Origin of the sequence: Achromobacter sp. JD417, from assembly GCF_041879325.1 — a bacterium.
GTDB lineage: Bacteria > Pseudomonadota > Gammaproteobacteria > Burkholderiales > Burkholderiaceae_B > Achromobacter > Achromobacter mucicolens.
On the sequence record NZ_CP087159.1, the window covers coordinates 3768181 to 3783265 of the forward strand.

General features: G+C 66.0%; 14 protein-coding genes. 8 read left to right on the forward strand and 6 right to left on the reverse strand.

The genetic code is table 11. The features are described from left to right. Positions 1 to 8: 8 nt before the first annotated feature. Positions 9 to 1727 (reverse strand): ShlB/FhaC/HecB family hemolysin secretion/activation protein, encoded by a 1719-nt coding sequence (locus tag LN047_RS17350; protein WP_373979698.1) that lies wholly within the window; start codon positions 1725 to 1727, stop codon positions 9 to 11. A gap of 389 nt (positions 1728 to 2116) precedes the next feature. Between LN047_RS17350 and LN047_RS17355 the strand changes: the two genes are divergently transcribed. The 7 genes from LN047_RS17355 to LN047_RS17385 all read left to right on the forward strand — a co-directional run bounded on the left by LN047_RS17355 (position 2117) and on the right by LN047_RS17385 (position 10285). Then, positions 2117 to 2629 carry a winged helix DNA-binding protein gene (locus LN047_RS17355; RefSeq protein WP_056324071.1) on the forward strand — a complete coding sequence of 171 codons (513 nt, stop codon included), beginning with the start codon at positions 2117 to 2119 and terminating at the stop codon, positions 2627 to 2629. Between the two features lie 9 nt (positions 2630 to 2638). Continuing rightward, a complete protein-coding gene (locus tag LN047_RS17360) occupies positions 2639 to 4492 on the forward strand; it encodes a dipeptide ABC transporter ATP-binding protein (RefSeq protein WP_373979699.1) in 1854 nt (617 codons plus the stop codon). A 51-nt stretch (positions 4493 to 4543) separates the two neighbouring features. Next, the gene (locus LN047_RS17365) at positions 4544 to 6070 is read left to right on the forward strand and encodes an ABC transporter substrate-binding protein (RefSeq protein ID WP_142054551.1); all 1527 of its coding nucleotides are present in this window, start codon (positions 4544 to 4546) and stop codon (positions 6068 to 6070) included. Between the two features lie 164 nt (positions 6071 to 6234). Further along, positions 6235 to 7158, forward strand: a complete 924-nt coding sequence (locus LN047_RS17370) for an ABC transporter permease (protein ID WP_152384867.1) — start codon at positions 6235 to 6237, stop codon at positions 7156 to 7158. 5 nt (positions 7159 to 7163) lie between these two features. Then, on the forward strand, positions 7164 to 8030 hold the full coding sequence (locus LN047_RS17375) for an ABC transporter permease (RefSeq protein WP_142054549.1): 867 nt from the start codon (positions 7164 to 7166) through the stop codon (positions 8028 to 8030). A gap of 40 nt (positions 8031 to 8070) precedes the next feature. Beyond that, positions 8071 to 9810, forward strand: a complete 1740-nt coding sequence (locus LN047_RS17380; RefSeq protein ID WP_373979700.1) for a peptidase M14 — start codon at positions 8071 to 8073, stop codon at positions 9808 to 9810. Between the two features lie 37 nt (positions 9811 to 9847). After that, positions 9848 to 10285 (forward strand): acetyltransferase, encoded by a 438-nt coding sequence (locus LN047_RS17385; RefSeq protein ID WP_056324056.1) that lies wholly within the window; start codon positions 9848 to 9850, stop codon positions 10283 to 10285. 10 nt (positions 10286 to 10295) lie between these two features. Here LN047_RS17385 and LN047_RS17390 read toward each other — a convergent pair whose 3' ends face one another. The 5 genes from LN047_RS17390 to LN047_RS17410 all read right to left on the reverse strand — a co-directional run bounded on the left by LN047_RS17390 (position 10296) and on the right by LN047_RS17410 (position 13933). Further along, the gene (locus tag LN047_RS17390; protein ID WP_373979701.1) at positions 10296 to 10478 is read right to left on the reverse strand and encodes an oxidoreductase-like domain-containing protein; all 183 of its coding nucleotides are present in this window, start codon (positions 10476 to 10478) and stop codon (positions 10296 to 10298) included. A 47-nt stretch (positions 10479 to 10525) separates the two neighbouring features. Further along, the gene (locus LN047_RS17395; RefSeq protein WP_373979702.1) at positions 10526 to 11086 is read right to left on the reverse strand and encodes a GNAT family N-acetyltransferase; all 561 of its coding nucleotides are present in this window, start codon (positions 11084 to 11086) and stop codon (positions 10526 to 10528) included. Continuing rightward, positions 11086 to 12618: a lytic murein transglycosylase gene (locus LN047_RS17400; RefSeq protein ID WP_373979703.1), complete on the reverse strand. Its 1533-nt coding sequence runs from the start codon at positions 12616 to 12618 to the stop codon at positions 11086 to 11088. The genes LN047_RS17395 and LN047_RS17400 overlap by 1 nt, the downstream gene beginning before the upstream one ends. Before the next feature lie 94 nt (positions 12619 to 12712). Then, the gene (locus tag LN047_RS17405; protein WP_373979704.1) at positions 12713 to 13078 is read right to left on the reverse strand and encodes a sel1 repeat family protein; all 366 of its coding nucleotides are present in this window, start codon (positions 13076 to 13078) and stop codon (positions 12713 to 12715) included. 39 nt (positions 13079 to 13117) lie between these two features. Next, entirely contained in the window at positions 13118 to 13933 is an 816-nt protein-coding gene (locus tag LN047_RS17410; protein WP_373979705.1) for a hypothetical protein, read from the reverse strand. A gap of 221 nt (positions 13934 to 14154) precedes the next feature. On the opposite strand from LN047_RS17410, the gene LN047_RS17415 reads away from it, so the two are divergent. Then, positions 14155 to 15045 (forward strand): LysR family transcriptional regulator, encoded by an 891-nt coding sequence (locus LN047_RS17415; RefSeq protein ID WP_230964910.1) that lies wholly within the window; start codon positions 14155 to 14157, stop codon positions 15043 to 15045. Positions 15046 to 15085: the final 40 nt, after the last annotated feature.

Sequence of the window (15085 nt, forward strand, 5' to 3'; positions counted from 1 at the left end):
CAGCGGATTTAGAACTCGAGCATCACGGCCATCGCGAAGACGGTGGACGCAGTTTTGAGCGATTCGGGTTTCTTGAGCGGCCAGCCGGCCGAAAGGTCGTAGCTGGCACTGACATGGGGAATGGACAGACGGCCGCGCAGGCCTGCGACCGCGCCGACCAGCGTGCGGCCGGACAGGTACTCGGCGGACGGGCCGCCCACCCGCCCGACGTCCAAGCCGGTATAGAGCTGCTGGCCGGCAAGGCCGGTCAGATCGTCCAGGTTGAACGACAGATCGTTGCGCAGTGTCCAGCCGTCTTCGGCGGCGAGCGTCATCTGGCCGTCGAAGCCGCGCACGGCGTAGCGGTTGCCGATCGTGAAGTAGTCAGCCGGCACAATGGCCGTCTTGGCGTGCTGGATCTGCCAGTTGGCCTGATAGGCAAGCGTTTGCCCGGCAACCTGGAACGGCAGATAAGCGCCCGCGCTCGCGGTAAGAATCGTGCTGCGCCCGTTCCAGTCCGGGTCGCCGTAGATGTAGCCGGGCTCGTCGGAGAACTGAGGCAGCGTGCCGCGCACGCCGCCGCCGATGTCCAGCACGGCCCGGCCGACGTAATGGCGATGCCCGTAGCCGAGTTCGTAGCCCGTGACGTCGCGGCGCTGAACGTCGATGGCCACGTCGTTCAGGGTGCTGTCGGTGCGCTTGCGCAGCACGGTGAGCGACAGGTTGCCCTTGTAGGAGGTGCCCCGGTACGGCACGACCGATACGCCTGCCTGGATCTGTTTGGTGGTGCCGCCGTAGACGATGGGTTCTTCGAAGCCGGCGACCGTCTGGCGGTATGTGGATTTGCTGGCACCCGCGAAGACGGTCCAGTAGCCGAACGGCACGTTGTAGTTGATGGAAGCGGCGCGCGTGTGGGAGTCGGCGTCGCGCCAGTGCGCATTGCTGTTCCACGAGACCGACAGCTGATCGTAAAGGAACAGCGGGGAATCCAGGGTCAGGCCGGCATTGAGTTGATACTTGCCCACCGTATCCATGCCGCCGTTGTCGCCGCCCAGGTAGCCATGCCAGCGCTTGCCGGTGCCTGGCTTGATGAGAATGTCCGAGTCGCCCAGTTCGGGGCCCGGCGCGATATCGATGGCGGCGTCGGCCTGGCTGCCAAGACGGCGGATGTTCTCAAGCGCCTGGTCCAGATCACGCTGATTCAGTTCGCCGCCCGGGCCGGTCGGCAACGCCGTGCGCCACCAACCGATGCCGTCCTGGCTTTGGACGGCGGAGATGCGGCCTGGCAGATAACGCAGCGTCAGCGACCCGTCCGCAAGCGACTGCTCGGGCACGACGACGCGCGCGGTGACCAGACCGTCGTCGATCAGCAAGCCGATCAGGTGTTCTTGAAGCGCCCGCAACCCGCCGCCGCCCACGCATTCGCCCAGCACGATGGCCGTGGCGCGCGCCAGGAGATCTGGCGGTTCGGGGCCTTCCCAGATGACTTCCCGCAAGACGAAGCACGGGGTTTCGGGGGGAAGGGTCAACCCGCCCGGCTGGGCCGCGGAGGGCGCCGACAGCACGTCGGGACGCTCTGCCGCCCGCGCGCGTTGAGCGTCGATTTCCTGCTCCTGCCGGCGCTGGATTTCTGTGGCGCGCTGTGCGGCCTCAGGGGCGGGTTGCGCCCACGCCGAACTGATGCCCGCTCCGGCGCAAAGCGCCGCCCAAATCAACCATGCTCCGTGAAAGTGCTGCGATCCGCTCATACGTCTGGACGCCTTCGGCCAACCGCCGTGCGTCGTCTCCTGTTGATCGATTGGGGCTGAATTTTGCCGCGCAATACCGTTTATTACAATATATATCTATTGTTTCTTTATTGAATTCTTCGCCATTGCCCCGCTTTGTCGTTCGTATGGCGCTGATTGCCGTCTTTTATTGATATTTCTTAAAGATGGAACTCGGACACGTAACAAATCGACTTCGAACAAGTGAGCAGGCAGCTACATCAGCCGCCTTTTTAAAACGCTGCCTAAGCCGCAGAAATCAGAGAATTCTGAAATATCGGGCCGGGTTAACCCGAATGCCCGCATATCTACGAATCGTCAATAATTCGCCAACGTTTTGTCGTTGATCCGTCCCTTTGCCTGCCTTGCCCATGTCTGTATCCGTTCGGGACGCCATCGTTTCGTCTTCCCACCTTGCGTCTTCCGCGCCTGAGCTGTCCGAGGTCGAATTCGGCCTGATCATTGCGTCGCATGCGTTCAACCGCTGGATGGTGCGCTGCATGGCGTGTGCGGGGCTGCCCGAACTGACGTCGCTGGATATCCTGGTGCTCAACCACGTATTCCATCGGGGCCGGGGCAAGAAACTGGCCGACATCTGCTTCACGCTCAATGTCGAAGACACCCACCTGGTGAATTACTCGCTCAAGAAGCTGGAGCGCCTGGGCGTTGTCCAAAGCGCCAAGACGGGCAAGGAAGTGATCTACACCACCACCGACGCCGGCGCGGCCGCCATCCAGCGCTACGCCGAAGTGCGCGAGCAGTGCCTCGTCAAACCGTTCATCGACTCCCCCGCCGCCGACAACGCCAGTCATCAACTGGCCAATACCTTGCGTGCCCTTTCGGGCCTGTACGACCAGGCCGCCCGCGCGGCCACCTCGCTGTGAGAATCCACGTTGTCTAGCATTCCTGTCTCCGCCCCCGCCCCGCTGCTGTCCGTGCGCGGCGTATCGGTCGATTTCAATACCGACACCGGCGGGTTTCGCGCCGTCGACAACCTGGATTTCGACGTGCGGCCCGGCCGCACGCTGGCGATCGTGGGCGAGTCCGGTTCGGGCAAGTCCGTCACGTCGATGGCGATCATGCGCCTGACCGACTACAGCGGCGGCCGCATTTCGACCGGCCAGATCCTGTTCCGCGGCAGCGACGATCGCGAGGTCGACCTGACCCAGGCCAGCGACGAACAGATGCGCGCGATCCGCGGCAACGACATCGCGATGATCTTCCAGGAGCCGATGACGTCGCTCAATCCCGTGTTCACCATCGGCGACCAGATCGTCGAAGCGATCATGCTGCACCAGCAGCTGTCGCGTTCGGCGGCGCGCCAGTCGGCGCGCAAGCTGCTGGAAAAGGTGCGCCTGCCCGATGCCGAACAGCTGCTGGACCGCTATCCGCATCAGTTGTCGGGCGGCATGCGCCAGCGCGTGATGATCGCGATGGCGCTGTCGTGCCAGCCGCGCCTGTTGATCGCCGACGAGCCGACGACGGCGCTGGACGTCACGATCCAGGCGCAGATCCTGAACACCATCCGCGAACTGCAGCGCGACCTGGGCACCGCGGTGATCTTCATTACCCACGACATGGGCGTGGTGGCCGAGATGGCGGACGACGTGGTCGTCATGCTGCGCGGCAAGAAGGTCGAGCAAGGCACGGTGCAGGAAATCTTCAACGCGCCCAAGCATCCCTACACGCGCGCACTGCTGGCCGCCGTGCCGCGCCTGGGCAGCCTGACGGGCCGGGACCTGCCGCTGCGCACGCCGCAGACCGTGCTGGAAGGCGACACGCTGCGCGAGGTGGGCGAGACCCGCGAACAGGACACCGCACGCTACGACGAACCCGTGCTGCGCGTGGACAAGCTGACCACGCGCTTTGACGTGGGCCACAACCTGTTCGGCCGCGTCACGCACCGGGTGCATGCGGTCGAACAGGTCAGTTTTGACGTCTACCCCGGCGAGACGCTGGCCCTGGTGGGCGAATCGGGCAGCGGCAAGTCCACCATTGGCAAGACCTTGCAGCAGCTGGTGGCGCCCACGTCCGGCGCGGTGCGCTACAACGGGCAGGACATTTTCTCGATGGACAGCGCGGGACGCCAGCGCCTGCGCCAGGAGATCCAATACATCTTCCAGGATCCGTATGCGTCGCTGGACCCGCGCAAGACCGTGGCCTTCAGCATCGCCGAGCCGATCCGCACGCATGGCCTGCTGAGCAGCGAAGACGCCATCGCGCGGCGCGTGGGCGAGCTGCTGGAACAGGTGGGCCTGAAGCCCGAGCACGCCACGCGTTATCCGCACGAGTTCTCGGGCGGCCAGCGCCAGCGGGTGTGCATCGCGCGCGCGCTGGCCAGCAATCCCAAACTGATCATCGCGGACGAGTCCGTGTCGGCGCTGGACGTGTCGATTCAGGCGCAGATCCTGAACCTGCTGATGGATCTGCAAAAGGATCGCGGACTGTCGTACCTGTTCATCACGCACGACATGGCGGTGGTGGAAAAGGTGAGCCACCGCGTCGCGGTGCTGTACCTGGGCCAGATCGTCGAACTGGGCACGCGCCGCCAGATCTTCGAATCCCCGCAGCACGCCTACACGCGCAAGCTGCTGGCAGCCGTCCCGGTGGCCGAGCCCGGCCGCCATATCGACACTTCCCTGATCGAGGGCGAGATCCCCAGCCCGGTGCGCCGCGTGGGCGATGAGCCCGCGATCGTTCCTCTCTTTGAGTTCGCGCCCGGCCATCAGGTCGCCCGCGCCGCCTGAAACCCCTTTTATCCGTCAGTCCGACCCGATTTCCCGTCCCTGGAGGCGACCATGCAATTCCTTCGCACCACCCTCTCCGCCACCGCGCTGACGCTGGCCCTTGCCGCCGCGCTGCCCGTGTCGACGGCGCACGCCGCCGGCACGCTCAATGTGGCCATCAACCAGGATCCGGGAAGCTGGGATCCGATCGACACGTTCGTGACCTTCTGGGGTTCGGTTGGCAGCAACCTGTACGACGGCCTGACCATGCGCGGCGCCGACCTGAAGCTGCAGCCGGGCCTTGCCACCAGCTGGGAATACCTGGACGACAACAAGCGCCTGCGCTTCAAGCTGCGCGAAGGCGTCAAATTCCATAACGGCGAGCCATTCAATGCCGAGGCCGTCAAGTTCACGTTCGACCGCCTGCTGGGCGCGGAAGGCGCCAAGGGCCCGCAGAAGTCGAACTACGACTCGATCGGCGAGGTCAAGGTGGTGGACCCGTACACGGTCGACTTCATCCTGAAGCAGCCGGACCCCGTGCTGTTGACGAAGCTGGCGGGCTACGGCGCGATGATCGTGCCGCCCAAGTACATCACGGAAAAGGGCGAAGACAACTTCAACACGCATCCGGTCGGCACCGGTCCGTTCAAGTTCGACAGCTACCAGCCCAAGGTCAACGTGACGCTGGCGCGTAACGACGAATACTGGGGCGGCAAGCCCAAGCTGGACAAGGTGGTGTATCGCTTCATCGGCGAACCCGGCACGCAGGTCGCCGAATTGCAGGCCGGCCGCATCGACATCGCCACGCTGATCCCGCTGGGCCTGATCGAAACGGTGAAGAAGTCGGGCAACGCCGACGTCATCTCCACGGGCGGCCCGGTGGCCTTCGCGCTGCGCTACAACACCAAGAACGGCATCACGCAGCACCGCGACGTGCGCCGTGCGCTGATCATGGCGGTCGATCGCGACGCCATCGTCAAGCAGCTCCTGCTGGGCCAGGCCAAGACCATCGCCAGCTTCCAGGGTCCGCAGTCGTTCGGCTACAACCCCGAGCAAAAGCCCCTGCCCTTCAATCCCGCCGAAGCCAAGAAGCTGCTGGCGGCCGCCGGCGTGAAGCCGGGCGCCACGGTGCAGATCGACGTGCGCGGCAGCGACTCTAACTTCCGCGAAGTGGCGCAGGCCGTGTCCGGCTACCTGCAAGGCGTGGGCGTGCGCGCCACCATCAAGCCGTATGAAACCGGCGTGCTGCTCAACGACATCATTCCCGGCGGCAAGACCGGCGAGATGTGGCAGAACCAGTGGGGCGGCTGGACGTACGACTACGACAACACGGCGTACCTGATGTACCACTCGGGTCAGAAGTGGAATCCGTACGACAACGATCCCAAGCTGAACGCGATGCTGGAAGCGCAGCGCACGGTCTACGACGTGAAAAAGCGCGAAGCGATGCTGCACGAGATCGCCGCATACGTGGCCGACCAGGCGCTGGAAATGCCGCTGTACAGCCTGAACACGATCGTGGGCGTGAACAAGCGCGTGAAGAACCTGGAAGTCCCGGGCGACATCCGCTTCCGTTTCCTGGATACGGCCATAGAGTAAGTCCCCCCCGAGCGCTTCGCGCCTCCCCCAGGGGCATGCCTGCGGACCGGCAGAGCCCGGATCCGCGGCATCCCGCTTGGGGTGTGCCTCGTTGAGGCATCGGTGCGAATCGATGCCGCGTTAACACCCTTTTCCCGCCACGGCGCAAGCCGGTGCGGCGCCTTATGACCGGATTTCTCATCAAACGCGTGTTGCAGGCGGTCTTTGTGATCGTGGCCGTGACGCTGCTTGTCTCTTATGCCGTGCGCCTGACCGGCGACCCTGCGCTGATGCTCAGCCAAGGGTCCGGCAGCGTGACCGAACAGGATCTGGCCAACATCCGGCAGGCGCTCGGATTGAACCGGCCGTTCCACGAGCAGTACCTGTCGTACATGCAAGGCCTGCTGCACGGCGATTTCGGGCGCAGCTTCATGGGCGGCACCTCGGTCGCCAAGCTGATCGGCGATGCCCTGCCGGCCACGCTGATGCTGGCCTTCACGTCGCTCATCGTGTCCATCCTGATTTCGCTGCCGCTGGGCATCCAGGCGGCCATCAAGCGCGGCAAGCCCACGGATCAGGCCATCCGCATCCTGTCGCTGGTGGGGTTGTCGTTTCCCAACTTCTGGCTGGCGCTGATGCTGGTGCTGCTGCTGTCGATCACTTTCCCGCTGCTGCCGCCATCCGGCTGGAGCGGTCCGGCCAGCCTGGTGCTGCCGTCGCTGACGATGGCGATCATCCTTAGCGCCACCAATATCCGCCTGGTGCGCACGACGATGCTGGAAACGCTGTCCGCGCAATACATCATGGTGGCGCGCAGCAAGGGCTTGAAAGAACGCATCGTGCTGTACAAGCACGCGCTGCGCAATTGCGCCATTCCGCTGATCACGTACCTGGGCCTGCAGTTCGGCGGCCTGATCGGCGGCATCGTGGTGATCGAGATGGTCTTCAACTGGCCCGGGCTGGGCACGCTGGCGTTCGACGCCATTTCCGGCCGCGACTATCCGGTGCTGCAAGGCACGGTCACCGTGCTGGCCACCGTCATCGTCCTGGTCAACCTGATCGTCGACATCGCCTACGGCATCGTCGATCCCCGTATCCGCACGCGTTGAGCATCATGCAGACAACCACTTCCCCCGCCGCTCCGAAGGCCATGAAGCCGCGCAGCCGCTATCGCTCGCTGGAATTCGTGCTGGGCGCGCTTCTGACCGGCGTCATGGTCCTGCTCGTGCTGGCGTCCGGCTGGCTGTTTCCGGACGGCGGCGAATCCATGGACCTGGCCGCGCGCCTGATGGCGCCTTTCGCGTCGGCCGCCCACCCGTTCGGCACGGACCCGCTGGGCCGCGACGTGCTGGCGCGCGTGATCGTCGGCGGCAAGATCTCGCTGCTGGTGGGCTTTGCCTCGGTGCTGGGCGGCGCGCTCCTGGGCATCATCATGGGTCTCATTGCCGGCTACTACCGCGGCTTCTGGGACATGATCGTCATGCGCTTTGCCGACGTGCAACTGGCGCTGCCCTTCATCCTGGTCGCCATCACCTTCATCGCCATCCTGGGCGGCGGCCTGTTCAACGTCATCTTTTTCATGATCGTGTCGCAATGGGTGCAGTACGCTCGCCTGGTGCGGGCGCAGGTGCTGGCGCTTCGCGAGCGTGAATTCGTGCTGGCTGCGCGCGCCTTCGGCGTGCGCGACCTGGCCATGATCCGCCACCACATCGTGCCCAACCTGCTGGGCCCGCTGGTGATCCTGATGACCCTGAACGTGGCCAACAACATCCTGCTGGAAAGCAGCCTGACCTTCCTGGGTCTGGGCGTCGATCCCATGATCCCGAGCTGGGGCGGTATGCTTGCCGATGGCCGCACGTACATGCAGACGGCCTGGTGGGTCAGCGTCTTTCCTGGCCTGGCCATCATGCTGACGGTGCTGGGCCTGAACCTGCTGGGCGACTGGCTGCGCGACCGCCTGGATCCGACCGGCAAGGTCTGATGAATCGATCCGCACCCTGGGCGCGGAAGGAATATTGAGTATGTCGTTGCTGGACAAAAGTTTCGATCGCACGCTGGACGCCTGGACGCACGCCTACATGGCGCCGGCCTGGCGCGGCGCGGTCGTGGAAGGCTGGCTGTTCGAGAGCGCCCAAGCCCGCCGCGCCGCGCAAGACCGGCTGCAACAGGCCGGCGTGACGGCGCGCTTTCGCAGCGCCTACAAGCCGCTGCTGCACTATTTCCTTGAAGAGGTCGAACACGACGGGCTGGTCTCGGCCGAGATCCGCTACCCCTTGCACGAGCACGCGCAGGCCAAGCGCTTCACGCTCGAAGCCTACCCCCTCGTCGCGCTGCTCAAGGACGTGCGCGTGACGATGCTGCCCGGCGCGAACGACCTGCACTACGACGTCACCCTGGGCTATGCCGACGGCCGCACGCTCGACGCCCGCATCTTCGCGCCCAATCAGCTGGGGCACGCGCCGGACGGCACACCCGAGCTGTCGCCCACCGGCTGGCTGCGGGTGCGCGACGCGAGCGGCGCGGTGCAAACCGATGCCGCGCAGGCCACCGAATACCAGTTGCTCTTTCGCAGCATCATGGACACGGTGCGCACCCACACCTGGGGCGCGCACGAGCCGTATTTCGACCGGCTGGAGATTCGCGTCGACCTGCCCGGCATCGACTTCGCGCTGCCGGTCGACGAGGAAATCGTCAGCACCTTCGAGGCGCTGCACGAAGACATCTATTTCTCGCTGCTCGAGCACTTCCAGCAGCACTCCGGCCGCCCTTCCGGCGACCGGGGCCTGCAACCCGGCCAGATCATTCCCGACATCCGCCGCCACGATGGTGCGCCGCGCGTGCAGATCTCGGTGGAGCCCTTTGCACCCGTCGCGCCCGTGACGCCGGCGGCGCCTGCCAGTCCGCTGGCCCTGGTACGCGAGCCGCTGTCGGCCGCGCAGATCGCCGGGTGCATGGCGGCCTTTGGCGGCGACACCTTCCAGGCCGTGTCCCGGCAAGGCCGTCCGGTGCTGGGCACCTATGTGCGCGGCCCGGGTCCAGCCGTCTTCATTTCGGGCGCGCAGCACGCCAACGAAACCTCCGGCGTGGTGGGCGCCCTGCGCGCCGCGCAGACGCTGGCCGCGCGCGGCGATGCGCATTTTGCGCTGATCGCCTCGGAAAATCCCGATGGCTACGCGCTGTTCAACCGGCTGCGAGAGCAGCATCCGCGCCACATGCTGCACGCCTCGCGCTACAGCGCGCTGGGCGACGATATCGCCTACCGCGAGCGCGCGCCGTTCTTCGAACGCGAAGGCCGCCATCAGGCGCATGCGATCAGCGGCGCGCAGCTGCACATCAACCTGCACGGCTATCCCGCGCACGAATGGACGCGCCCGCTGTCGGGGTACCTGCCGCGTCACTTTGAGCTGTGGACCATCCCCAAGGGGTTCTTCCTGGTGCTGCGCCATCATCCGGGCTGGGGCGAGCGCGCCCGGCATCTGATCGAAGGCGTCACCGCGCGGCTTGCCCGCAACGTGCCGGGGCTGGTGGAATTCAACGCGCGGCAACTGGAACTCTTTCACGCACACGCGCTGGAAAAGGGATTCGACGTGCTCAACGGCATTCCCGTGCAGGTCACGGAAACCGATCGTGAAGAATTGCCAATGGCGCTCATCTCGGAGTTTCCGGATGAAACGGTCTACGGAGACCGATTCGTTTTCGCGCATACTGTGCAGATGGAAACCGTCCTGGCGGCCACCGATCTGTATCGCGCGGGACTATAGACGCCTGCATCCCGCCGCTTGAACCCGCAATAAAAAAATGAACATCCGAGAACGCAACCACGGCGACGATCTGGCCCTGGTGGACATCTGGCTCCGTTCGGTGCGCGCCACCCACACTTTCCTGACCGAAAAGGAAATCCAGGCCATGTACCCGAAGGTGCTGAACACGTACCTGCCGTCGGTAAGGGTCTGGGTCTGTGAGGACGATGCCGGCGAAGTCGCCGGCTTCATGGGCCTGACCGGCAACAAGGTCGAAATGCTGTTCGTGGATGCCAACAAGCGCGGCAAGGGGGCCGGCCGCCGGCTCCTTAACTTTGCACGCTCGCTGCATGGCACGCTGCTGGTCGACGTGAACGAGCAGAATCCGCAGGCGCACGGCTTCTACAAGCACTACGGATTTCAAGACGTGGGACGCTCGGCCCACGACGACGCTGGCCGCCCTTTTCCCATCATTCACATGAAGCTGGCCGGCTAAGGCAACGCGTTCAGGCGCCGCCCGCTTCGTGCCGGGCGCGCCACGCTTTCAAGGCCTCGCGATAGCGGTCCATGGCCTCGTCATAGAGGTCGTAGACGCAGGGAATGCAACCGCTGTTGCAGCATTCGCCGGGCTCGGGGCGTTCAGGCGGAACGGGCGGCGGATCGGCGTCCGGAGATTTCTTCTTGCTCATGGCGCCATGTTAGCGCTGCGCGTCATGCGCCGGCACGGCGCGGGCGTTCACACGCCTTCGCGCTTGCGCCAATCCGCGCGGCGGATTTCGTAGCAGACCTTGGGCTCCGGCGCGTCGCCCGTCATGCCGACGTAACGCAGCCCCGTCTTTTCCATGACGCGCTGCGACGCCAGGTTTGAGCGCAGCGCCACGGCGCCCAGCACGTCCACCGGCAGCAGGCGAAACCCCAGCCCGATCAGCGCGCGGGAAATCTCCGCTGCATAGCCCTTGCCCCAACAGTCGGGATGCAGCGCATAGGCAAGCTCCACGCTGGCCCGGCCGGGCGACGCCGTCGCCTTCAGCCCGGCACGGCCAGCGGGCAGGCCCGTCTCGCGGTCCTGCAGCACATACATACCGTAGCCATGTTCGGTCCAGTGGACGATGTTCTGCGCCACGTAGCTTCGGCTGGCCGCCGCGTCGCGCGTTCCGCCCATCGATTGCATCAGATCGGCATTGGCGTGCATCTCGATCATGAACGGCAGATGCGCCTGCGACATGCGGCGCGCGTAAAGACGCAGGGTCTGGAAATCGTCGGGAAACTCGGTGGACGGCATGGCAGGCTCGCTCATTATTCCGGATAAGCCCGCATGGCGGCCGGTTGCTCGGCCTTGAGCGCATCCAGGATGCGCTTGCCCACGCGACCGTCCTGCGGCAGGTTCAGGCGCGCCTGCTCCTCGCGCACGGCGTCTCGGGTCTTTCCGCCGGGAATGCCGTCGGCCACGCCGATGTCATGACCGCGTCCGTACAGCTGCTTCTGCAGTTCCTTGATCTGCGCACGCGACAGGCCAGGGTCGTCGGTCGGCCACGCCGTGACGAGCGCCGGACCGCCTTGCAGGCGGTTCAGCAGCAGCGATACAGCCAGGCCGTAACGGCGCGACTGGTTGTAGTGCAGGATGGCGTCGAAATTCACGGTGGCCAGGAACACCGGGCCGCGTGCGCCGGTCGGCGCGAAAAGGTACGCCTGCTGGTCATTGCCCGAGGGCAGCTTCAGCACCGAGCCGTCGCCCTGCTTGACGCCGGCCTGCGCCCACTGGGCGATCGTCCGGCGATCCTGCGACCCCACGTACTCGGCGTCGGGCTCGGCGGGAATCGCGGCGGCCAGCTCGGCTGGCACGCGCACTTCCACGACGGCGGGCAGACCATGCGTCCATTGCGCGCGGCGCTTGCGCAGGTGGTTGGCTGTGGAAGCCAGCGCGTCGGGCAGCGAGTTGTAGAGGTCGATGCGGCCATCGCCATCGCCGTCGGCGGCCAGTTCGTAGAACGACGTGGGGATGAATTGCGTCATGCCGAACGCGCCGCTCCACGACCCGACAAACTTGTCGGCGGGCACGACGCCGTCGCGCAAGAGGCGCACGGACGCGTAGGCGTTCTTTTCCCAGAGCGTTTTGTTTTCGGTGCAGGCGCGCGTCAGCCAGGCGTTGAGCACGTCGGTCTTGCCGACCTGGCGGCCATAGTTGGTTTCGATGCCGAAGATGGCGACCAGCGTCGCGGGATCGACCTGATACTGCTGGCTGATGGCGCCCAGCTGCGCGCCGTACTTGCCGAGCACGGCCTTGCCGTCCTGCACGCGCTCGTCGTCGACCGTCTTGGCGATGTAGTCCCACCAGCTTTCGCGGCCCTCGGGCTGGCCCTTGGCCGACGCAACGGTAGTGGGCAGCAGCGTGGCGTTGGCCGTGTACTTGTTCCAGTCGGCAACGGTCAGGCCGTTGGCCGTGGCGCCCTTGCGCAGCTTGTCGATGCAGGCCTTGGTGTCGAGTTCGGTGGGGACGATGACCGTCGGGGCGGCGGGCGCGGCGGCCGGGGCTGCGGAGGCAGCGGGCGCGGCGGCGGGCGCGGCGGAAGCAGCAGGTGCTGCCGCCGGCGCAGTAGCGGGCGCAGTAGCCGGCGCGGCATGGGCAGCCGGCGCGGGCGTGTCGTCAAAGCTGCGCTTGGGTTTGAGCGCGGGTTGCGGCTGTTCGGGCGCGGGCGTCTGGATGCGCGATCCGGTGGCAGATCCGGGCGACTGCGCCTGCGCGGCGCCGGCTGCAGCGGCGGTCAGGGCCGCGGCCAGCAGCACGCGCGAAAAGCTGTCGATTCGAGGACGGGAGAAACTCTGGCGCATGGCTTTCCTGAAAAATCGAGGTCAGCCGGGATCGTACCGCGACCAGCGGCCGAAATCGAACGCGGCCCCTGCCCTGCCAGCGGACACCGGCCGATCATTGCGGGGCGGGCGGCGCCTCACGCAACTGCGCCAGGCGTTGCGCGGCCATTTCATACCCTTGAGCCGCGGCGGCCTCGTACCAGCGCAGCGCCTCTTTCATGTCGAAGTGTTCCATGACGAGGCCCTGCAGGTATTGCGCGCCGGGATCGCCACGCTGCGCAGCAGCCAGCATCGCCCGGTCGGCCATGCCGTCCTGGCGGGGCGACTCGCCATAGATGTGGGCGTTGCCGCCCTCGATGGTGCCACCCAGTTCGCGCATCGACGGCGGGGTCTGATCGAAGAGCTGACGCCAGAACAGCGCCACGAGCACGACGAACAGCGCGAAGAAAAGGGTCCAGGTGACGATCCGTTTAGCGGTCATGTTTCTCTCAAAAAATGGGCAGGCTTGCGCCCGCGGACTTCAGGGATGATCGGTGGCGGGCGCAAACCAGTATTGGAACAAATCGCCATCATTGGTGTACCAGGGCAGCAGCATGCCGATGCTGTCGGACTCTCGCGCCACCGTCAGCAGCAGCCCGCCCGCGTCCTTGCGCAGGATGGCCACGTGACGCCGCACGCCCATGGACTCATGCTGGCGCCAGTCATGGCGCACGCTGACCCACAGCCGGCCTTGCGTGCATCCGGCAGCCCGCCAGATGGCATTGCCGGGAGGCGGGGGTTCGCCCACGGCTGCCGTATCGGCGCCTTCCTCTTGCAGGACAAGCTGCGACACCTGACGCGCACCGTGCTCATCGCGCGCCTCTATCCGCCACCCGAGAGCATCCGGGACGAACGAGACGGTTGCGCGGGGCGACGATTTCCATGCCGGCAAGGGGGCATCGCGCATGCCCGGCAGATCCAACGGATACGTCAGAAATCCGCGCAGGTCCTCGAGCAGGAACGCATCGGCATCGCCGGCGCGCCGTTCACCCTGCGCGCGATAGACGCCGGCCAGGTCTGGGCATTGCGCCGGATCCGACGGCAGCACGACCGGCGTGCCTTGCTTGAAGGGCGGCCATTTGACGGCCACGTCGTCGACGCGTGACACGCTGCAACCGGCCAGCGCCGCGGTCAGCAGCGTGACCGCGGCGATCATCGCCGTGCGCCTGCCGCCGCAGGGGCGGCCGCCGTTGCCGGCACATAACCCTACGGACTGGCCGCCGTACTTGCGATCGCACTGGCCGCCGCACTGGCCGCTGCACTGGCTGCCGCACTTGCCGCCGCGTCTTTTCAACATCAATTCCGCTTCTCCCGTTGCAAGCCGAAGCCGTTGCAGGCCCCCGCACGCGCAGCGGGCCGCCATTCGCCGCCCCCGCGCCGCCAGGCGTCGAACTATATCCCGAATCCTCGCGCGCGTTGCCAAGCGGCCAGCGCGGGAGAATAATCGGCAAATCGCTTCCGCTTCCCCGCGCCATGACACCGTTCCGAGGCAAACTCCGCATCCGGCACCTGGAAATCGTGCTGACCGTCTCAGAATTGGGCAACCTGTCCAAGGCGGCGGCCCAATTGCACAGCACGCAATCGGGCCTGTCGCGCGCCATTGCGGAGATCGAGGAACTGGTGGGCGCGCGGCTCTTCGAGCGCACCGCAAAGGGCACCACCTGCACGCCGCTGGGCGACGCCATGTGCCGCCACGCGCGCCAGTTGCTGACGGGCTTTCGCAAGGCCGAGGTCGACCTGGCCGCCGTTTCGCGCGGCGAGGAAGGCAGCCTGACGGTGGGCTGCTTTTCGATGTTTGCGGGCTGGCCGGTGGCGCAGGCTGCGCGCGACTACCGCGAGGCGCACCCGCGCATCACGCTCACCATCGAGATCGGCACGCACGAACGGCTGATCGAGGACCTGGACGCCGGCGCGCTGGACGTGCTGATCAGCCGTTTCTCCAGCACCGTCAATCCGCAGATCTACCGTTCGACCACCTTGCTTGAGGACGCCGTGGTGCTGGCCTGCGCACCGCATCATCCGCTGACCCGTCTGCCGGGGGCCACGCTGGCCGATTATGTCGCGTATCCGTGGATCACCGCGCTGCCTGGCAGCCGCATCCGCGGCGAGCTGGAATTGTCCCTGCGCCAGGCCGGTTTGGCGATTCCGGATATGATCGGCGTCCTGTCGCTGGAATTCGGCCGCGAACTGCTGCTGGACGGTCAGTATCTGTGGATGCTGCCCGGCAGCGTTGCGGCCGTCCGGCAGGCGCGCGGCGAACTCACCGTGCTGCCCGCCCGCCCCGCCTTGCGCAAGTCTCCGCTTGCCGCCATCTGGCGCCGCGACCGTCCCAGCACCCGTCAGGCGCGCGCCTTCGCGGCCCAGCTCGAACGCACCATTCTGGCCGATGGCATTGCGCTGGCCGCCTGAGCCGCGCGCCCCCCGAACACGCCCCTTTTTCATACCGGAG